The organism is Undibacterium sp. TC4M20W (genome assembly GCF_049340245.1).
GTDB lineage: Bacteria > Pseudomonadota > Gammaproteobacteria > Burkholderiales > Burkholderiaceae_D > Undibacterium.
Window position 1 is genome coordinate 219,982 of sequence record NZ_JBMPPI010000005.1, and the last position, 19,468, is coordinate 239,449.

A 19,468-nucleotide genomic window follows, 5' to 3' on the forward strand; every position below is an offset into this window, starting at 1 on the left:
ACTATCTGAAGCAGAATGAAACATAAGACTCATTCTGCAAACCCATTTTCAAACTTATTTTCAAGCATAAGCAATATATCGAATACAGCACCGGGCTTGTTGATCAATAAACAAGCCCGGTGCTGACCGGCCGGGTGTAGCTTGCACCTGTCATATGTTTGTTTAACTTGTGCAAAAGACATAGCGATGAATAAAATCGATGCGCTCAACAGCATAGCTGAACAAGCCAAACGGGGAGAGCTGGTTTTCCCGACGAATGTGGCGGCTTCCATTAAACTGCAACAGACCCTGGATGACCCGGATTGCAGCATTGATACGGCAACCAAACTGGTCTTGAACGAACCCTTCCTGGCGGCCCGCATGGTCGCCATAGCCAATTCTGCAGCCTACAACCGCGGCAATGATGTCACCAATGTCAAGGCGGCCATCAGCCGTCTGGGCTTTCGCACCCTGCGTGCGGTGGTTGCTTCGCTGGTGGTGCGCCAACTGGCGGGCACCAGCAAGAACAAGCAATTGCAGGCCATGACGAATAAGCTGTGGGAGCATACGGCCCAGGTAGCAGCGCTGTCACGCGTCATTGCCAGGCGTATCACCAAGCTGGACCCGGACACAGCGATGTTTGCCGGTATCGTGCATGAAGTGGGAAATTTTTACCTGCTGTCCCGTGTCGATGAGTACCCTTCTCTCATAGAACGGGATGAACCTGCACCTGATTCCAGCCCGGATGACCTGCCCTCTTTCCTCGACACCATCATAGACCGCGAATCATCCGAGTCGCAGATAGGTGCCGCCGTGATCAAAAGCCTCATGCTGCCGCAGCAAGTGGTAGAAGCAGTAGAAGCCCTGTGGTTCGGGCTGCGCGCCATGCCGCCAGAAACCCTGGGAGATACGCTGTTACTGGCGAACGAACTGGCAACCACGCATTCACCCATGGATATCCATTCCTATGCCGAGGTGTCTGAACAGTATTCTTCAGAAATTGACTTTGTCGTCGGCGACGGTACGCTGAACAGCATACTGGAAGAGTCAGAAGAAGAAGTCCAAACCCTGGCTGCTGCGCTGCAACTCTGAATTTTCTCAAGACTGCGTACAGATTCTGCGTACAACAAACCAAGGGAGCATATGCTCCCTTGGTTGTTTCAAAACACGGTTCTCAATACGTGGCTTTCAAACGTTCAGGCCTTTTCAGGCCTTCAGAGCTGCCTGGATTTGCTGCAAGGAAGATGGGTCTTCGATAGTCGTCAAATCCCCTGCCTCGCGCCCTTCACAGATCGCCTGTATGGAGCGGCGCAGCAATTTACCGGAACGGGTTTTCGGCAACATACTGACAAAATGCACGCGTGAAGGCCTGGCGACTGCACCCAATTGCTTATCCACCACGGCCATGACCTCACCTTCCAGTGTTCGCTTCTGCTCCGGCGTTTCAACCAGTTCAGGGTTTTTGAGTATTGCAAACGCGACTGCCACCTGACCTTTGAGCTTGTCTTCAACACCCACCACGGCCACCTCAGAAATTTGTGGGTGACTGGAAATGCTTTCTTCTATCTCGCGCGTACCCAGGCGATGTCCGGCGACATTGATGACATCATCGGTGCGACCCAGGATGAAATAATAGCCATCGGCATCCCTGATACCCCAGTCAAAGGTGGAATACAACTGCTCGTGCGAGAAATTGGACCAGTAAGTATTGACGAAGCGCTGGTCATCACCATACACGGTTTGCATGCAACCGGGTGGCAGTGGACCTTTGATGGCAACCACACCTTTTTCATTTGCCTCGCACTCAGCCCCGGTGTTTTCATTGATGATGCGCACGTCGTAGCCATACATGGCAATGCCCGGGCTACCAAGGCGGGTAGCAGTCTGCTCCACGCCACGTGCCACGGTCAAAATAGGCCAGCCGGTTTCTGTCTGCCAGTAATTATCGATGATGGAGACACCCAGTTCGCCAGCTATCCAGCTCGACGTTGTTTCATCCAGCGGTTCACCTGCCAGGTACAGGGCTTTGAGCGAAGACAGATTATATTTGCGCATCAGCTCAGACGGATGCTTTTTCAAGACGCGCACTGCAGTCGGCGCCGAGAACATGCGCGTGATCTTGTATTTCTCGACTATGCTCCACCAGATGCCTGCATCAGGGAGTATAGGTGTGCCTTCATACATGATGGTCGCCATGCCAGCGATCAGCGGGCCATAGACGATGTAGGAATGGCCGACCACCCAGCCTATGTCTGAAGTCGCAAAATAGGTTTCACCCGGCTTGCCGCAGAAAATATGCTTCATTGATGAAGCAAGTGCTACAGCGTAACCACCGACATCACGCTGCACGCCCTTGGGCTTACCTGTCGTGCCTGATGTATATAAGACATAGGACATGGCATTCGATTCCAGCCAGGTTACAGGTACCTGAGCATCCATATGCTGCGCTCTTGCAGTCGCATAATCAACATCACGCCCGGCTACCAGTTGCATGGCATCAAGGCCGCGATCTACCAGCAAGACATGTGCAGGCTTATACTCAGCCAGGGTGATGGCTTCATCCAGTAAAGGTTTATAAGGCACAGCCTTGCCACCACGCATGCCAGCATCTGCTGACACCACCAACATAGGCTTGGCATCATCAATACGTGTGCCCAGGCTCTTGGAAGCAAAGCCACCGAATACGACAGAATGTACTGCACCTATGCGCGCGCAGGCCAGCATGGCAAATGCCGCTTCGGCAATCATGGGCATGTAGATCAAGACCCTGTCGCCTTGCTTAACACCCAGCCCCAGCATGATGGCAGCCATGCGCTGGACTTCTGCATGCAGTTCAGCAAAGCTATAAGTTTTTTCGGTATTGGTTTCGGTAGAAATGGCAATCAGCGCGGGCTGGTCTGCCTGGGTAGCCAGCCAGCGATCAATCGCGTTATGGCAGAGATTGGTTTCACCACCGACATACCATTTGGCGAATGGCGGCTTGCTGTGATCAAGCACCTGCTCATAAGGTTTGTGCCAGTCTATGAGTTTGGCTTCCTGATCCCAGAAAGCCTCTGGCTCTTGTATGGATTTTTGATAAAAAGCTGCATAAGACATGGTATCTCCTTCATTTTATTATCACTAAAACCGTATTCTTCGCAATCAGAACTCAGGCAAAGCCATTCCTGCGCTGTAGCGCCAGGATGCTGAACTTCACCCATGCAAACAAGTACATGATGGCCAGCTTGGTAATGGCACTGACCGTCGCCAAAAACAATAAAGGCCAGCCAGTTTGCAAACCCATGGCGAAGGCAAACAAGATCGTCGTCACATCCATAGCCAAAATGAATTGACTCATTTTCAAAGAGACTGCGCCGGTCTTGCCTGACTTCCAGATCAGGCTGATCTGATGCGCATATCCTTGCGCTAAAAACAAGGTAACCAATACGATCAGGCTTTGAGAAACCCTGCGACCTTCGTCTATAAAAGTTCCTCCAAAGATCAATCCCGACAAAGCGAGCAACATGATGGCGGCAGCCATCATGGAAGAAGCAAAAGCAAGCCTGGTCTTGCGGTCTCTATAAATTTCCCACAACAAAGCCAAAATCAGCATCGCTGCTATCATCCTTGGCCAGACAATGAAATGATTGAATGGCCGTATGGAATAACCATAAACAAAGAATGAGCAATATGCCAGAAAGCTGACAGTGAACTGGTTTAAGGACAGCAAGTCAGTCGGCTTTTCGCTTTCATCCCCGCTCACATCACGCGCAGTCCGCGCCGTAGCCTTTCTATCCCAAACCATCTTCACTTGCGACCAGATACCGTACAGGCTGATCAGTATGAAGATGGAGTTCAAACTACCGGCGAGGGTGTACCACATGGCTATCCTTTATTTCACAACCTTGCAAAAGCACGGGCGCAAGCCTGCCCTGCTCTCAGGTGTTTCCCCCTGAGAGTCGGATATGTTTATCTTGAATGACTTTGCTTGCTACAGCCTTACCAGGCTCGCTAGCAGCAACAAAAGAATCAGAAGCTGCCGCCGGGTACGCGTACCCTGCCTTCCATCAGCACCCGCGCACTGCGGCTCATGATGGCCTTGGTGACACTCCATTCGCCGTTGACTTGCGTCGCTTCTGCACCAACCCGCAAAGTCCCGGATGGGTGACCAAAACGTACTGCAGTGCGTGCGCCACCGCCAGCAGCCAGATTCACCAGCGTGCCCGGAATTGCCGCCGCAGTGCCGATAGCCACGGCTGCCGTGCCCATCATCGCGTGGTGCAGCTTACCCATGGACAGGGCGCGTACAAGCAAATCGATATCTGCCGCCTGGACTTGCTTGCCGCTGGATGAAGTGTAGTCGGCAGCATTAGCAACGAAAGCAACCTTTGGGGTGTGCTGGCGTTGAGCTGCTTCTGAAATATCCTTGATCAAACCCATGCGCAATGCACCGTGTGCGCGTATGGTTTCAAACATGGCGAGAGCCTTCGTATCACCATTGATGGCGTCCTGCAACTCTGTACCTGTATAGCCTATTGCATCTGCATTGATAAAGATGGTGGGAATACCTGCATTGATCATGGTCGCTTTGAGCGTACCCACACCTGGCACTTCCAGATCATCAACCAGATTACCGGTCGGGAACATGGAGCCACCTGCGCCCTCTTCATCGGCGGCAGGGTCCATGAATTCAAGCTGTACTTCCGCTGCTGGAAAAGTCACGCCATCAAGTTCAAAATCGCCGGTTTCTTGCACTGCCCCATCGGTCATAGGCACATGAGCAATGATGGCCTTGCTGATATTCGCCTGCCATATACGGATGGTGGCCATGCCGTTTTGCGGAATGCGCTCAGCATCGACCAGACCAGCACTGATGGCGAAGGCACCGACTGCAGCAGACAGGTTGCCGCAATTGCCGCTCCAATCGACAAAGGCCTTGTCTATCGCCACCTGACCAAACAGGTAGTCGACATCGTGATCCTGCTTGCTGCTTTTTGACAGGATGACAGTCTTGCTGGTACTGGAAGTCGCACCACCCATGCCATCAATCTGCTTGCCATAAGGGTCGGGGCTGCCTATCACACGCAACAACAAGGCATCACGTGCTGCGCCTGGCTGCTGGGCAGCTTCAGGCAAATCCTGCAGACGGAAAAACACGCCTTTGCTGGTGCCGCCACGCATATAGGTTGCCGGGATTTTGATCTGTGGAAGATGGGCCATGTTTCTACTCTTTAAAATTTGATTCAGAGGTAGCGCTACTCAATGATTAGTAGCGCTTACAACTAGCGTTAATACAACTTATGCAGCCTTGGCAGACTCCAAAAAATCTTGCGCAAAACGCTGCAAGACACCGCCGGCTTCATAAATCGACACTTCTTCTGCTGTATCGAGGCGGCACAGCACAGGCACTGCTACAGATTCGCCATTCTTGCGGTTGATGATCAGGGTCAGGGTTGCGCGTGGCATGCGATCACCTATGACGTCAAAGGTTTCTGTGCCGTCTATGTTCAGCGTCAGGCGGTTCACACCCGGCAAAAATTCCAGTGGCAAGACACCCATGCCGACCAGATTGGTGCGGTGTATGCGCTCGAAACCTTCCGCAACAATCACTTCTACACCTGCCAGGCGCACACCCTTGGCCGCCCAGTCACGCGAAGAACCCTGGCCATAATCGGCACCGGCAATCACGATCAAAGGCTGCTTGCGTTCCATGTAAGTTTCGATCGCTTCCCACATGCGTGTAACCGTGCCTTCTGGCTCTATACGGGCCAGTGAACCTGCCTTGACCTTGCCATCAACGATGACCATTTCATTCTTCAAGGTCGGGTTGGCAAAGGTGGCGCGTTGTGCTGTCAGATGATCACCACGGTGGGTCGCATATGAATTGAAATCTTCTTCCGGCAAACCCATCTTGGCCAGGTATTCACCAGCAGCACTGTCAAGCATGATGGCGTTCGATGGTGACAGATGGTCAGTCGTGATGTTGTCACCCAATACCGCCAGCGCACGCATGCCCTTCATGCTGCGCGCGCCCGCCAGTGCACCTTCCCAATACGGTGGGCGGCGGATATAGGTGGTCTGTGGACGCCAGTCATACAAGGGGCTGACTTTTTTACCATCATCTGCCTGCTTGGCAAACATGGGGATATACACTTTACGGAATTGCTCAGGCTTGACGCTGGCAGCAACCACCGCATCAATCTCTTCATCTGTAGGCCAGATGTCTTTCAAGGTCACCGGCTTGCCTGCTGCATCCAGACCCAGCACGTCTTTCTCGATATCAAAACGGATAGTGCCAGCAATCGCGTATGCCACGACCAGTGGTGGTGAAGCCAGGAAAGCTTGTTGCGCATAAGGGTGGATACGACCATCAAAATTGCGGTTACCCGACAATACAGCCGTCGCATACAGATCACGGTCTATGATTTCTTTCTGGATGACAGGATCAAGCGCACCGGACATGCCATTGCAGGATGTGCAGGCATAAGCAACCACGCCAAAGCCCAGTTGCTCCAGTTCCGGCATCAAATTAGCCTCTTCCAGGTACAGGGTCACAGCCTTGGAACCCGGGGCCAGTGAACTCTTGACCCAGGGCTTGCGAGTAAGTCCGAACTTGTTGGCATTGCGTGCCAGCAAACCTGCGGCAACCATATTGCGTGGGTTATTGGTATTGGTGCAACTGGTGATGGCAGCGATGATAACTGCGCCGTCAGGCATGAGGCCAGGCTCATTTTCTACCGTACCACTGATGCCACGCGCTGCCAGCTCAGACGTTGGTACACGTTTATGCGGGTTAGACGGGCCAGCGATGTTGCGCACAACTGAAGACAGATCAAACGTCAACACGCGTTCGTATTCCGCATTCTTCAGGGTATCTGCCCACAGGCCAGTTTCCTTGGCATAGGTTTCTACCAGCTTGACGAGTTCATCATCGCGGCCTGTGAGTTTCAGGTATTTGATGGTTTGCTCATCAATATAAAACATCGCTGCAGTGGAACCAAATTCAGGTGCCATGTTGGAAATGGTGGCGCGGTCACCCAGGGTCAGGTGGGATGCTCCTTCGCCATAAAATTCCAGATAAGACGATACGACTTTTTGATTGCGCAAGAATTCTGTCAATGCCAATACTGTGTCTGTTGCGGTGATACCTTCCTGCGGTTTGCCTGTGAGTTCAACACCGATGATGTCTGGCAAACGCATCCAGGATGCACGACCGAGCATGACGCTTTCTGCTTCCAGTCCACCGACACCAATCGCGATCACACCCAGCGCATCGACCATGGGTGTATGACTGTCGGTACCGACCAGGGTATCTGGATAAGCTACGCCATCAGTCACTTGCACGACTGGCGACATGCGTTCCAGATTGATCTGGTGCAGGATGCCATTGCCAGGTGGGATCACATCAACATTCTTGAATGCCTTTTTGGTCCAGTTGATGAAGTCAAAGCGATCTTCATTGCGCCTGTCTTCAATCGCACGATTCTTGTCAAACGCATCGGGATCAAAACCACCGCATTCAACCGCCAGCGAATGATCGACTACCAGTTGGGTAGGCACGACAGGATTCACAAGTGCCGGGTCACCACCTTGCAGGGCAATCGCATCGCGTAAACCCGCCAGATCGACCAACGCAGTCTGGCCCAAAATATCATGGCAAACCACACGAGCCGGGAACCACGGAAAATCCAGGTCGCGCTTGCGTTCTATGAACTGGCGCAGTGAATCAGTCAGCGTAGCCGGGTCGCAGCGGCGCACCAGGTTTTCTGCCAGCACGCGTGAGGTGTATGGCAGCTTGTCATAGGCACCTGTCACGATGGCATCTACTGCTTCACGTGTATCAAAGTAATCCAGAGTAGTGCCAGGTAGTGGCTTGCGGAATTGAGTATTCATGGCTCGCTATTTTTCGCTATTTTTTTAATATTAGTATTCGGTGTTTAGAAGATTTCATAGAGCAACTCAGAGTTGCAATTTGAAGCCTTCATGTGATGCTGTGAAGCCCATGCTCCCGTAGAACCTGTGCGCTTGTATGCGCTTCTTGTCGCTGGTCAGTTGTACCAACTGGCAGCCACGCTCGCGTGCAAGTTGTATGGCCTGCTGTATGAACCAGTGGCCTATGCCCTGCCCGCGCAGATAGCCATCAACCCGCACGCTTTCTATCATGGCGCGGGTAGAACCTTTCCTGCTCAGACCGGGGATGAAAGTAACCTGCTGCATGGCGATGATGCGGCCATCCAGCTCGGCCACCATGAGGAACTGATTGTCGTCGGCTGTTATACGCTCAAAGGCCTCGGCATAACATGCCTCCTCCGAGCCTACACCTTCACGGTTCTTGCCCAGGTCATCATCGGCGATGAGTTCCAGCAGGCGCGGCAGATCCTGCCTCACAGCGCGTCTGATGCTGAGTCTGGACAGGTCTGCCTGCACTTTCATATTACAACCTCTGGCTTATTTATTTTCGTTGATTTATTTTCGTTGATTTATTCTCGTTGATTTATTTGCGCTTATTTACGCTTGTTCAATGGAACAAATTTCAGATCTTCAGGGCCGACATAATTGGCACTTGGACGAATGATCTTGTTATCGATACGCTGTTCTATGATGTGCGCAGCCCAACCGGACGTGCGCGCAATCACGAACAAAGGCGTGAACATGGCAGTCGGCACACCCATCATGTGGTAAGACACAGCAGAGAACCAGTCAAGGTTAGGGAACATTTTCTTGATATCCCACATCACTGTTTCCAGACGTTCGGCGATATCAAACATCTTCATTGCGCCAGCTTCTTTGGACAGGTTGCGCGCCACTTCCTTGATGACCTTGTTACGTGGATCAGAGATCGTGTACACAGGGTGACCGAAACCGATCACGACTTCCTTGTTTTCTACACGCTTCTTGATATCGGCTTCTGCTTCATCAGGATTGTCGTAACGCTTCTGGATTTCAAACGCGACTTCATTCGCGCCACCATGTTTAGGGCCGCGCAAGGCACCAATCGCGCCAGTGATGGCGGAATACATGTCAGAGCCTGTGCCAGCGATGACGCGGCCAGTAAAGGTGGACGCGTTGAACTCATGCTCTGCATACAGGATCAGCGATGTATGCATGGCTTTTTCCCACGACGCGCTTGGTTTTTTACCATGCAGCAGGTGCAGGAAATGACCACCTATGGAATCATCATCAGTTTCTGTTTCTATGCGCTTGCCATTATGGCTATAGTGGTACCAGTACAGCAACATGGATCCCAGCGAAGCCATCAGGCGGTCAGCGATATCGCGAGCACCGGGGTGATTGTGATCATCTTTTTCTGGCAATACGCAACCCAGCGTCGATACACCTGTACGCATGACATCCATAGGATGGGACGATGCTGGCAAGCATTCCAGCGCTGCCTTGACATTGGCTGGCAAGCCACGCAAAGCTTTCAACTTGATCTTGTAACCATTCAATTCTGCGACGGTAGGCAATTTGCCGTGCACCAGCAAATGGGCAATTTCTTCAAACTCGCAGGCATCTGCCACGTCCAGAATATCGTAGCCACGGTAATGCAGGTCATTACCAGTTTTGCCAACGGTACACAGGGCAGTATTGCCAGCAGTTACGCCAGACAGGGCAACCGATTTCTTTGGTTTGAAAGGAACTGCTTCAGTCATGATTATTTCTCCATTGATACATTAGAAGTGCTATTCCCACCTGCTGACTTGATGCAGCACAAGGGCGGGAAAGTATATTTATTTTTTATTTGGATTTTTGCTGCGCAAACAAGGCATCGAGCTTTTGCTCGAAATCGTGGTAATTGATGCGCTCATACAATTCCATGCGAGTTTGCATGGTGTCGACGACATTCTTTTGCGTGCCGTCACGACGTATCGCACCATAGACGTTTTCTGCTGCCTTGTTCATGGCGCGGAAAGCGGACAAAGGATACAGCACCAGACCCACATCCACCGCAGCCAGTTCTTCAACCGAGAACAGGGGCGTCGCACCAAACTCAGTGATATTCGCCAGTATAGGTACTTTGACGGCATTGGCGAATTGCTTGTACATCGCCAGTTCAGTGATCGCTTCCGGGAAGATCATGTCGGCACCTGCCTCTACGCAAGCCAGGGCACGGTCTATCGCCGCCTCCAGGCCTTCAACTGCCAGCGCATCAGTACGTGCCATGATGACGAAGTTGTCATCAGTACGCGCATCAACTGCAGCCTTGACGCGGTCTACCATTTCCTGCTTGCTGACGATCTCTTTACCGGGACGATGGCCGCAACGCTTGGCACCTACCTGGTCTTCAATATGGATGGCAGCGGCGCCAAACTTGATCATGGATTTGACAGTACGTGCCACATTGAAGGCAGAGGAACCAAAACCGGTATCCACATCGACCAGCAAAGGCAGATCGCAGACATCGGTGATACGGCGTACGTCGGTCAATACGTCATCGAGATTGGAAATACCCAGGTCAGGCAAACCCAGTGAACCGGCAGCGACACCACCACCAGACAGGTAGATCGCCTTGAAACCGGCACGTTTTGCCAGCAAGGCATGATTGGCGTTAATTGCACCGACGACTTGCAGAGGGGTTTCTTCCTGCATCGCCTTACGGAAGGCGGCACCTGCGGAGTATGTACTCATATGTATGCTTTCAGGTTAATGAACAGATTCTGGGCAGCATATTGCAATCAACGTGCCAGCTTTTCACTCTCACTGATGTTTCAGGCTGATATGTATATAAATCAACTACTTATTCGCGTCGATGCCAGAATAAAATCTGTGCAAGGGCGTAGATTTGTTTCATAATGATGTTTCATATTGAATTTTGAAACATCAATTGAAACGCACATGAAACAACCTTCTGCATTACGCGATACCCACGACAAACCTGTCATCTGGACAGTCTCCATCTCGCGCCTGTTCGATATGTTCCGTGACATCATGGTTGAATACGACGTCAGCGCTGACATCGAACCTATACACATGGGTTTTGAAGAAGCTGCACAATACCTGAAAGAACGCCTGCAGACCGAGCGGTGTGATGCCGTCATTGCAGCGGGCTCTAACGGTGCTTATCTCAAGAACCGCCTGCCCGTCCCGGTCGTCATTGCCAAGGCCAGCGGCTTTGATGTCATGCAGGCATTGGCAAGGGCGCGCAAGGTGTCGCCAGCGATAGGTCTCATCAATTACCAGGAAACCATGCCTGAGCTGGCGGATTTTAAAACCACTTTCGGTTTCCCGCTGGAGCAGCGCACCTATGTCACAGAAGAAGATGCGCGTGCCCAGATCAGTGAACTCAAGGCGGGTGGTATCAAGGTCATCGTCGGTGCAGGGCTGATTACTGACCTGGCTGAAGAAGCGGGGTTGACCGGCATTTTCATGTATTCCGCCACATCGATACGGCAGGCTTTTGACGATGCACTGGAAATTGCCCGCCTCACCAGGCTGGAATCAGCCAGAGGCAGACATCACCCTGCGGCAGAATCATTACGGGCCAAGCATGGTCTGAACGATTTGCGGGGTGACTCCGCTATTATGCAAGCCACCCGCAAGTCCATCTCCCTGTTTGCCCGTTCCCCAGCAACAGTGTTGTTACAAGGTGAAACAGGCACAGGCAAGGAATTGGCGGCTCAGGCGCTACACAGGGAGAGCACGCGGGCACGCCAGCCTTTCGTCGCCGTGAATTGTGGTGCAATTGCCGAAAGCCTGCTGGAATCTGAACTGTTTGGCTATGAAGAAGGTGCGTTCACCGGCTCAAAACGTGGCGGCCATGCAGGTTTGTTTGAAATTGCCCACAGAGGGACAGTATTCCTCGATGAGATAGGCGAAATGCCACTGACTTTACAAACCCGCCTGTTGCGGGTGCTGGAAGAACGCGAGATCAACCGAGTGGGCAGCATGCGCCCTATACCCGTAGATGTGCGTATCGTCAGCGCTACTCATTGCGACCTCGAAAGCCGGGTAAAAGAAGGAAAGTTTCGTGCTGACCTGTATTTCCGCCTTGCCGTACTGCGCCTGCACTTGCCTCCTTTGCGTCAGCGTCCTGACGACCTGCTGCCCCTCGCAGTATGGTGCCTCAAGCATGCGCTGGCTGCCATGGGTGCCAGGCCACACGCCAACCTGCATGCTGAAATAGCCACTTGCAGCAGTCTGCTGCAAACCTATGACTGGCCAGGAAATGTAAGAGAATTACGCAATCTCATGGAGCGCCTGGCCCTGTTCCTGGCGGCAGAACCCCTGCAAGCACTGACACCCGCTTTCGTGGCGAAAATCTTGCCTGAACTGCATATACAACAACCTATACAACAACCTATACAACAGCCTATACAACAGACCACCACAGAGATGGCAGGCAGATCAGGCAACATTGGCGATCTGGCTACAACAGAGCCCCTGGAACTGATCATGGAAAAATTCAAGCACAATCGTGAAGCAGCGGCAGACTATCTGGGTATCAGCAGGACGACTTTGTGGCGGCGTTTGAAGCAAAAAGCGTAATCATTTGAAACATTAATTGATCATCTGGAGGGCGAATTTTGTGTCGCTCTAAGGTAGAATGAATTTACGCTGCCACTCACAATCTTTGGGTGCATTTATCTTGCATAAAAAATATTATGAAAAAAATACTAATTGTTGACGATAGTAAAGTCTCCCGCATGGTAATTCGTGCACACGTCAAAGCAGCGCACCCGGAATGGGAATTTTTTGAGGCGGGCAGTGGCGAAGAAGCCATCAAGTCAGTCATAGAAAACAAGCCCGATTTTTGCACGATGGACATCAACATGCCAGGCATGCTGGGCACTGATGCCGCAGAGCAAATTTTGCAGCAACATCCTGAAGTGCGCATCGCCATCTTTTCAGCGAATGTGCAAGACACTATGCAAAACCGTGCGACCTCAATAGGCACCATTTTTGTGGCAAAACCGGTGACAGAGAAATCCATCACGATTGTCCTTAACTATTTCGCGAGCGGAAAATGAATTCCCTGACCGAACTTCATCTCGATGCTTTAAGCGAGGTCTTCAATGTCGGTGCTGGCAGGGCTGCTGCCAGCCTCAGCGATATTGTCGGTGAAGAAGTTCGCCTGTCTGTCCCCTCGGTTGAAATCCGCAAATCATCAGAGATTGATGTTTCGTCAATGGGTTTGCAAAGTGACCGTTTTGGTGCGGTGCATCAGACATTCAGCGGCTCGTTTGAAGCAGAAGCCATATTGCTGTTCACTGAAGAACATGCACTAAAAATCGTGCGCGACATGATGGGCTCGCAAATCAGCCTCGAAGATCTGGCTGAATTTGAACAGGAAGCGATGTGCGAGCTGGGTAATATCATCCTCAATGCCTGCCTGTCGGCGATGGCAGATATGCTCAATATTCCCTTGAACTGTTCATTGCCAGATTACTCCGTGGCCAGCACAGAAGAAATTTTCCGCCGCGTCAGCAATGATCTACAGCAGCCTTATGTCCTGCTGCTGCATATCGACCTGGCGATAGAAAGCCGTCATTCAGAAGGACATTTGATTTTCTTGCTGAGTTCGACTTCCCTGACAGATTTGGTGACGCAGCTTGATCGCTTTCTGGGAGCTGTTTAAATGGCGCAGTTGATGCCTGCTTCTGCCTATCGGGTAGATGAGATATTAAATACAATCAGCCTGGGGCTGATTGTGCTTGATGCTGACCAGACTGTACTCTTATGGAATGGTTGGGTAGAAAGATATAGCGGCATCCCAGCCAGCCAGGCCCTGGGCAAGCATGTCTCAGAAGCCTTTGAAGAACTGCCCAGCCGTGCCATATTAAGCGCAATTACCAACACCCTGAGCTATGGCTTGCCCGTCGTCTTGTCGAACGCCCTGCACCGCTCCCCTTTACCCCTGTTCCAGCGTAGCGAACAGGATGTTGAGAAAAAACGCATAGACCAGTCCGTCACCATCACGCCGATTACGGCAGAGGACGGCGCACGCCAGTGCCTGATACAGATCAGTGATTCAACGACCTCGATCAAGCGCGAAAAAATCCTGCGCACGCATTCTGAAGCATTGAAGCGTGAAGCCACGACCGATAGCCTGACCGGCATCTATAACCGCCGTTTCTTTGATGAACATTACAAGATGGCCATGGGCCATGCAGTTCGCCATCATGTTCCTCTGACTGTCTTCATGGTCGATATAGATTACTTCAAGGAATATAACGATAACTACGGCCACGTGGCCGGTGATAAAGCCTTGATACAGGTGGCCGCAGCCCTGCGCAAGCAATTACTCAGGGCGACTGATGTGCTGGCGCGTTTCGGTGGCGAAGAATTCATCCTGATGCTGCCTAATATGGCACCGGACACAGCCATGCAGTTTGCAGAAAAACTGCGTACCGCAGTCTGGGATCTGAACATACCGCATTTCAAATCACACATCAGCCAGCGCATCAGCGTCAGCATAGGCTTTAGCAATTACCACAAGCATCCAGACGTTGATGCCAATGCCTTGCTCAAGTGCGCTGACGCAGCACTGTATGAAGCCAAAAAGGCTGGCCGCAATCAAAGCTATTTCCTGCCCCTGCAGCAATTCAATACCCAAACTACAGCACCCGCAGGTACCTTGCATAAATCTATCAGTCATTAACAACTGTCATTGAATACAGGCCACTAATGCGGGCCTGCCATTGATTGCCCCGCGCTTTTCAAACCACATTAGGACATATTATGACGAATTCTGTTTCATGCTTTTCCGTATCCCGTCGCAGCATGATCGTGGCCTTAGGTTTGCTGGCGTTTGCTGGCCTGGCGCAAGCACAACAGGTCTTGCGTGTATCCGCCATACCTGACGAAGCACCGACTGAATTACAACGCAAGTTCAAACCACTGGGTGCCATGCTGGAAAAGAAACTGGGCATGAAGGTAGAATTCATACCCGTCACTGATTATGCCGCGTCGGTCGAAGGACTGATCAACAAGAAACTGGACATGGTCTGGTTTGGCGGCTTCACTTTCGTGCAAGCCAAGGTACGCAGCAAAGACCAGGTCATACCGCTGGTGCAACGTGAAGAAGATGAAAAATTCAAATCGGTCTTCATTACTACCGATAAAAATATTACCAAACTGGAAGACCTCAAGGGCAAGACCTTCACCTTTGGTTCTGAGTCATCCACTTCCGGCCATTTGATGCCACGGTCTTATTTGCTGGCCGCGAAGATCAACCCTGATACGGACATGAAACGCATTGCTTTTTCCGGCGCCCATGATGCGACTGTCACTGCCGTATCTGGTGGCAAGGTAGATGCTGGCGCACTGAATATCTCAGTCTGGGAAAAACTGCTGGCGCAAGGCAAGGTCGATACTAAACTGGTACATGTGTTCTACACTACCCCAGGCTACTATGACTATAACTGGTCAGTACGTGCCGACATGCCTGCAGACTTGCGCAAGAAGATCAGCGATGCCTTCCTGAACCTTGATCCGGCCAACCCGCAAGACAAAGAAATACTTGAGCTGCAACGTGCCACCCGCTTCATCCCCACCAGGGCAGACAACTACAAGGCCATAGAAGCGGCAGCTCATAATGCTGGCCTGCTGAAGTAATGCCAGCAACAATGACGGCAACAGCGCTACGCTTGCGGCAGCTCTGTGTGACGTTTCCCGGTGCAGCACACACTGTGCCGCTAGCAGGGCAAGGGCAACAGCCATACATACTGGAAAATCTTGACCTGACCGTGGCCCAGGGTGAGCAGATTGCCATCATCGGTCCCTCCGGTGCAGGCAAAACCACGCTGCTGCATACCCTGGCTGCAGCCCATCAACCGGCCAGCGGACAATTCCAGTTCATGGGCCAGGATGTCTGGGCCCTGTCGCACACAGCGCGCCATGCCTTGCGCCCTCATTTGTTTCTGGCGCCACAAACACCGCCATTACCTGCACGTCAGCGCGTCGTGACTGCGGTACTGGCCGGACGCCTGCCTCGCTGGACGCTGACACAGGCATTACGCAATCTGATCAAACCCGCAGACCCGCTGGCCGCCTGGCAAGCCTTGCAGCGATTTGATCTGCAACATAAGCTCTATGCCAGGGTCGATAAACTGTCTGGCGGTGAGCGGCAGCGCTGTGAGCTGGCACGCCTGCTCTTGTCCGACGCCAGCCTCTTGCTGGTAGATGAACCATTGTCTGCACTGGATCCGACACTGGCCCAGCAAACCCTGAACACACTGCAACAAGAAGCAAAGCAACGCAATGCGACGCTGATCTGCAGCCTGCATCAGATGGAGCTGGCACGCCAGCACTTCCCGCGCATCATAGGCTTGCGCGCCGGTAAAATCCTGTTCGACAGCGACAAGGTCAATGACCAGATGATCGCCGACCTGTACCAGAATGCGGGCAGTCCCGGGCAACAGCCTGTGGATATGGCTGCGCCGGATCAGGCTGATTTCTCTGACGCGCCCCGCTGTTTTTAAGCACGATGACACAGCAGGCGAGCCATCCAGAGATACAACATGATCCCGCATGGCGCATGCGGGTAACAATCAGCTTGTGCATGCTGGTGCTGCTCTGGCCCATGCTGCAAATCACTGAATTCAAACCCTGGCAACTGATTGATGCACAAAGCCTGGGCGCAGCATGGCGCTTCCTATCCGGCTTTTTTCCACCAGCGCATTCCACGGAATTTTTACTCATCGTGCTGGAGGCAAGCTGGCAAACCATCGCCATTGCAACGGCAGGCCTGACGCTGGCGCTGCTGGGGGCAATCCCCATGACCCTGATCGTCAATGAGCATTTATCGATCTCACGCATAGGTAGCGGGCGCATGCATGGCATGGCCAGACTGTTGCGTCAGCTCATGCGCTGGAAGCTGGTTTTATTACGCAGCGTACCTGAGCTGGTCTGGGCCCTGCTGCTAGTGCGTCTGGTCGGGCTGGGGCCGACTGCGGGCGTATTTGCCATCGCCCTGACCTATGCCGGCATGCTGGGCAAGGTCTATGCCGAAATACTGGAGGCCAGTGATGCCCACGCCACCGATAGCCTGCTCAGGAATGGCAGTAGCCGCCTGACAGCATTTCTGTATGGTGCTTTGCCAAATGCTGCACCAGAACTGATTTCCTACACCATCTATCGCTGGGAATGCGCGATACGCGGCTCTGTCGTCATGGGTTTTGTCGGTGCTGGCGGCCTGGGTCAGCGTATGGATGAATCCATGAAAATGCTGTCTGGCGCGGAAGTATCCACCATGCTCATCGTGTTCGTGCTGCTGGTGGGTCTTGCAGACCTGGCCAGTAAATTATTCCGCAAGGCACTGGCATGAGTGCACTTGATAAGGAGATGCCAGTTGCACCGGCACTATTCAGTCCGTTGAAGCTGGCATTAAGTGCAGGCATCATCTTGCTGGTCGTCGCCAGCTTTGTCAGCCTGAATATCGAATGGCGCGCCCTGTTCAGCGACGATGCCGCAGGCAAAACCTGGGAGTTTCTGCTAGGCTTTGCGCCGCCTGATGTCAGCCCTGCCCTGCTGACAAAAACCGCCCTGGCTTCTTTTGAAACCCTGGCCATGTCGGCACTGGGCACCCTGATTGCCGCCATGCTGGGTCTGTTACTGGCCCTGCCAGCCAGCGGCCGCTTCGGCAAAACTGCAAAAAGCAGCACGCGCTTATTTTTAAATGTAGCGCGTGCCATACCCGAACTCGTGTGGGCATCCATCATGCTCATCGCAGCTGGCCTGGGCCCATTTGCAGGTACTATTGCGCTGGCCGCCCATACCACAGGCGTACTTGGCCGTCTGTTTGCAGAAGTATTGGAAAACGCTGCGCCGCATGCGGAATCCACATTACGCCTGAACGGTGCATCTGCCATCAATGCCTTTCTGTATGCGACGCTGCCACAAAGCCTGCCGCAAATGCTTTCTTACACCCTGTACCGCTGGGAAAACAATATCCGCGCTGCTGCCATCTTAGGTGTCGTCGGTGCTGGCGGCCTAGGACAGATGTTGAAGTACCATCTGTCGCTATTCCAGATGCAGACCGCCGCCACGGTCATCGTCGCCATGCTGATACTGGTTGCCTTGGTGGATGCATTGAGCTTTGCGGTGCGGCGCTGGTTGATGCAATAACACCACGCATTAACACTGCCCATTAGCATTATCCATTAACACTACCAACTGATCACACAAGACAAAGCCAGCAATCCCAGGGCCAGGACAAAGTATAGTAACTGCAAGGGTATCATCCATTTTGCCCAGGTCGCCCATGGTATGCGCGCCAGCGCCAGCACGCCAACCGTGATGCCTGACGTTGGTATCATCGGCGTCGTGAATTCACCAAACTGAAATGCCAGTATCGCCGTCTGTCTGGTCACACCAACCAGGTCAGCCAGCGGTGCCATGATGGGCATGGTCAGTGCCGCCTGCCCGCTACCGGAATGGATAAAGAAATTGATGACAGACTGGATCACAAACATCTTGTGAGCCGCAAAAATGGGATGTGAGGACTGCACGAAAGGCATGAGAAAGTTCAACATCGTGTCGATGATATTCGCGTCCCGCGCCAGTATCATGGTGCCGCGTGCCAGGGCTATCACCAGTGCAGTGGTCACCAGGTCTTTCGCGCCTTGCATAAAGGCTTCGACAAAACTATCAGCATTGAGTTTGCCGACTATGCCTACCAGGATGGCCATGACCAGGAACAGGGCAGCAATCTCTTCTATATACCAGCTGTATTTAACGACACCCACGACCATGGTAATGAGAGTCAACAGAAACATGCATAGCACCGCCTTGTGAGTAGCTGTCATGCCGGTGAAACTGGTGAATTCATCGATCTTGAGATTTTTGCGTTTTTCTTCATCAAGAACAAAGGTCGGACTTAATTGTGGATTTTTCTTGATACGTGCGGCATACCAGCTGAGAAAAACAATAGTCACGGCTGTCGCCAGCAACCACGCAACAAGCCGGAATCCTATGCCAGAAAATAACGGTACTCCTGCAATCCCCTGGGCAATACCAACATTAAAAGGATTCAGGAACGCCGCTGCAAACCCGACTTGCGAGCCAACGAAGGGGATTGATACCCCAATCACCGAGTCATAGCCAAGTGCCAGCGCCAGCGGGATAAAGATCATGACGAAGGGTATGGCTTCCTCTGCCATGCCAAAGGTCGCCCCACCCAGAGAAAATAGCGTTATGAACAAGGGAATGATGCCAGCCCTGACGAGACTGGAATGCGTGTGCGCACGAGCGACAGATTTGATCATGGCATCTATTGCTTCAGTCTTTTGCAAGACCGCGAAAGCACCGCCAACGATGAGTACAAAGCCTATGATCAATGCGGCCTCAACAAAACCCTTGATCGGCGCCATCATCAAAGCCACCGCACCTTGCGGATTGCTGGTGACGTAATGGAAACTGGCAGGATCTATCAGCGTCTTGCCGTTCACCGCATGGGTATCATATTTACCACCGGGTACCAGCCAGGTAGCCAGCGCTATCAGTGCCAGCAAGGAAAACAGCAGGACAAAGGTATTCGGCAATCTGAGTTTTTTCAGCATGATGCGCTCCT

General features: G+C 52.4%; 17 protein-coding genes. 9 read left to right on the forward strand and 8 right to left on the reverse strand.

Features of this window, described 5'->3' with window-relative positions; genetic code table 11:
- Positions 1-186: 186 nt before the first annotated feature.
- A complete protein-coding gene (locus ACO0LL_RS09115) occupies positions 187-1,071 on the forward strand; it encodes an HDOD domain-containing protein (protein ID WP_422950535.1) in 885 nt (294 codons plus the stop codon).
- A 114-nt stretch (positions 1,072-1,185) separates the two neighbouring features.
- Here the strand turns inward: ACO0LL_RS09115 and ACO0LL_RS09120 are convergent, their stop codons facing one another.
- The 7 genes from ACO0LL_RS09120 to prpB all read right to left on the reverse strand — a co-directional run bounded on the left by ACO0LL_RS09120 (position 1,186) and on the right by prpB (position 10,587).
- Complete coding sequence (locus tag ACO0LL_RS09120) at positions 1,186-3,075, reverse strand: propionate--CoA ligase (protein WP_422950536.1); 1,890 nt, start codon at positions 3,073-3,075, stop codon at positions 1,186-1,188.
- 52 nt (positions 3,076-3,127) lie between these two features.
- Positions 3,128-3,841, reverse strand: a complete 714-nt coding sequence (locus ACO0LL_RS09125) for a hypothetical protein (RefSeq protein WP_422950537.1) — start codon at positions 3,839-3,841, stop codon at positions 3,128-3,130.
- Between the two features lie 146 nt (positions 3,842-3,987).
- Entirely contained in the window at positions 3,988-5,178 is a 1,191-nt protein-coding gene (prpF, locus tag ACO0LL_RS09130) for a 2-methylaconitate cis-trans isomerase PrpF (protein WP_422950538.1), read from the reverse strand.
- Positions 5,179-5,256: 78 nt separating this feature from the next.
- Positions 5,257-7,851 (reverse strand): Fe/S-dependent 2-methylisocitrate dehydratase AcnD, encoded by a 2,595-nt coding sequence (acnD, locus tag ACO0LL_RS09135; RefSeq protein WP_422950539.1) that lies wholly within the window; start codon positions 7,849-7,851, stop codon positions 5,257-5,259.
- Positions 7,852-7,917: 66 nt separating this feature from the next.
- Entirely contained in the window at positions 7,918-8,391 is a 474-nt protein-coding gene (locus ACO0LL_RS09140; protein ID WP_422950540.1) for a GNAT family N-acetyltransferase, read from the reverse strand.
- A gap of 71 nt (positions 8,392-8,462) precedes the next feature.
- Positions 8,463-9,611, reverse strand: coding sequence for a bifunctional 2-methylcitrate synthase/citrate synthase (gene prpC / locus ACO0LL_RS09145; RefSeq protein WP_422950541.1), 1,149 nt, complete (start codon positions 9,609-9,611; stop codon positions 8,463-8,465).
- Positions 9,612-9,696: 85 nt separating this feature from the next.
- On the reverse strand, positions 9,697-10,587 hold the full coding sequence (gene prpB / locus ACO0LL_RS09150; RefSeq protein ID WP_422950542.1) for a methylisocitrate lyase: 891 nt from the start codon (positions 10,585-10,587) through the stop codon (positions 9,697-9,699).
- 207 nt (positions 10,588-10,794) lie between these two features.
- Here prpB and prpR point away from each other — a divergent pair, with 207 nt between their 5' ends.
- From prpR to phnE, 8 genes are all read left to right on the forward strand, one after another.
- A complete protein-coding gene (prpR, locus tag ACO0LL_RS09155; protein WP_422950543.1) occupies positions 10,795-12,444 on the forward strand; it encodes a propionate catabolism operon regulatory protein PrpR in 1,650 nt (549 codons plus the stop codon).
- A gap of 116 nt (positions 12,445-12,560) precedes the next feature.
- Entirely contained in the window at positions 12,561-12,926 is a 366-nt protein-coding gene (locus ACO0LL_RS09160; RefSeq protein WP_422950544.1) for a response regulator transcription factor, read from the forward strand.
- Positions 12,923-13,534, forward strand: a complete 612-nt coding sequence (locus ACO0LL_RS09165; protein ID WP_422950545.1) for a chemotaxis protein CheX — start codon at positions 12,923-12,925, stop codon at positions 13,532-13,534. Before ACO0LL_RS09160 ends, ACO0LL_RS09165 begins: the two co-directional genes overlap by 4 nt.
- Positions 13,535-14,557 (forward strand): diguanylate cyclase, encoded by a 1,023-nt coding sequence (locus tag ACO0LL_RS09170; RefSeq protein WP_422950546.1) that lies wholly within the window; start codon positions 13,535-13,537, stop codon positions 14,555-14,557. It abuts the gene before it with no gap.
- A 122-nt stretch (positions 14,558-14,679) separates the two neighbouring features.
- A complete protein-coding gene (locus tag ACO0LL_RS09175; protein WP_422950650.1) occupies positions 14,680-15,513 on the forward strand; it encodes a putative selenate ABC transporter substrate-binding protein in 834 nt (277 codons plus the stop codon).
- Positions 15,513-16,379, forward strand: coding sequence for a phosphonate ABC transporter ATP-binding protein (locus ACO0LL_RS09180; RefSeq protein WP_422950547.1), 867 nt, complete (start codon positions 15,513-15,515; stop codon positions 16,377-16,379). Before ACO0LL_RS09175 ends, ACO0LL_RS09180 begins: the two co-directional genes overlap by 1 nt.
- Before the next feature lie 5 nt (positions 16,380-16,384).
- Positions 16,385-17,224, forward strand: a complete 840-nt coding sequence (locus tag ACO0LL_RS09185) for a PhnE/PtxC family ABC transporter permease (protein WP_422950548.1) — start codon at positions 16,385-16,387, stop codon at positions 17,222-17,224.
- Positions 17,221-18,024, forward strand: a complete 804-nt coding sequence (gene phnE, locus ACO0LL_RS09190) for a phosphonate ABC transporter, permease protein PhnE (RefSeq protein WP_422950549.1) — start codon at positions 17,221-17,223, stop codon at positions 18,022-18,024. The genes ACO0LL_RS09185 and phnE overlap by 4 nt, the downstream gene beginning before the upstream one ends.
- A 41-nt stretch (positions 18,025-18,065) precedes the next feature.
- Here the strand turns inward: phnE and ACO0LL_RS09195 are convergent, their stop codons facing one another.
- A complete protein-coding gene (locus tag ACO0LL_RS09195) occupies positions 18,066-19,457 on the reverse strand; it encodes a YfcC family protein (RefSeq protein ID WP_422950550.1) in 1,392 nt (463 codons plus the stop codon).
- Positions 19,458-19,468: the final 11 nt, after the last annotated feature.

Bases quoted from the DNA above. Each gene is read 5' to 3' on its own strand.
- ACO0LL_RS09115 (WP_422950535.1), top strand. From the start codon at position 187: ATGAATAAAATCGATGCGCTCAACAGCATAGCTGAACAAGCCAAACGG.
- ACO0LL_RS09120 (WP_422950536.1), bottom strand. From the start codon at position 3,075: ATGTCTTATGCAGCTTTTTATCAAAAATCCATACAAGAGCCAGAGGCT.
- ACO0LL_RS09125 (WP_422950537.1), bottom strand. From the start codon at position 3,841: ATGTGGTACACCCTCGCCGGTAGTTTGAACTCCATCTTCATACTGATC.
- prpF (WP_422950538.1), bottom strand. From the start codon at position 5,178: ATGGCCCATCTTCCACAGATCAAAATCCCGGCAACCTATATGCGTGGC.
- acnD (WP_422950539.1), bottom strand. From the start codon at position 7,851: ATGAATACTCAATTCCGCAAGCCACTACCTGGCACTACTCTGGATTAC.
- ACO0LL_RS09140 (WP_422950540.1), bottom strand. From the start codon at position 8,391: ATGAAAGTGCAGGCAGACCTGTCCAGACTCAGCATCAGACGCGCTGTG.
- prpC (WP_422950541.1), bottom strand. From the start codon at position 9,611: ATGACTGAAGCAGTTCCTTTCAAACCAAAGAAATCGGTTGCCCTGTCT.
- prpB (WP_422950542.1), bottom strand. From the start codon at position 10,587: ATGAGTACATACTCCGCAGGTGCCGCCTTCCGTAAGGCGATGCAGGAA.
- prpR (WP_422950543.1), top strand. From the start codon at position 10,795: ATGAAACAACCTTCTGCATTACGCGATACCCACGACAAACCTGTCATC.
- ACO0LL_RS09160 (WP_422950544.1), top strand. From the start codon at position 12,561: ATGAAAAAAATACTAATTGTTGACGATAGTAAAGTCTCCCGCATGGTA.
- ACO0LL_RS09165 (WP_422950545.1), top strand. From the start codon at position 12,923: ATGAATTCCCTGACCGAACTTCATCTCGATGCTTTAAGCGAGGTCTTC.
- ACO0LL_RS09170 (WP_422950546.1), top strand. From the start codon at position 13,535: ATGGCGCAGTTGATGCCTGCTTCTGCCTATCGGGTAGATGAGATATTA.
- ACO0LL_RS09175 (WP_422950650.1), top strand. From the start codon at position 14,680: ATGATCGTGGCCTTAGGTTTGCTGGCGTTTGCTGGCCTGGCGCAAGCA.
- ACO0LL_RS09180 (WP_422950547.1), top strand. From the start codon at position 15,513: ATGCCAGCAACAATGACGGCAACAGCGCTACGCTTGCGGCAGCTCTGT.
- ACO0LL_RS09185 (WP_422950548.1), top strand. From the start codon at position 16,385: ATGACACAGCAGGCGAGCCATCCAGAGATACAACATGATCCCGCATGG.
- phnE (WP_422950549.1), top strand. From the start codon at position 17,221: ATGAGTGCACTTGATAAGGAGATGCCAGTTGCACCGGCACTATTCAGT.
- ACO0LL_RS09195 (WP_422950550.1), bottom strand. From the start codon at position 19,457: ATGCTGAAAAAACTCAGATTGCCGAATACCTTTGTCCTGCTGTTTTCC.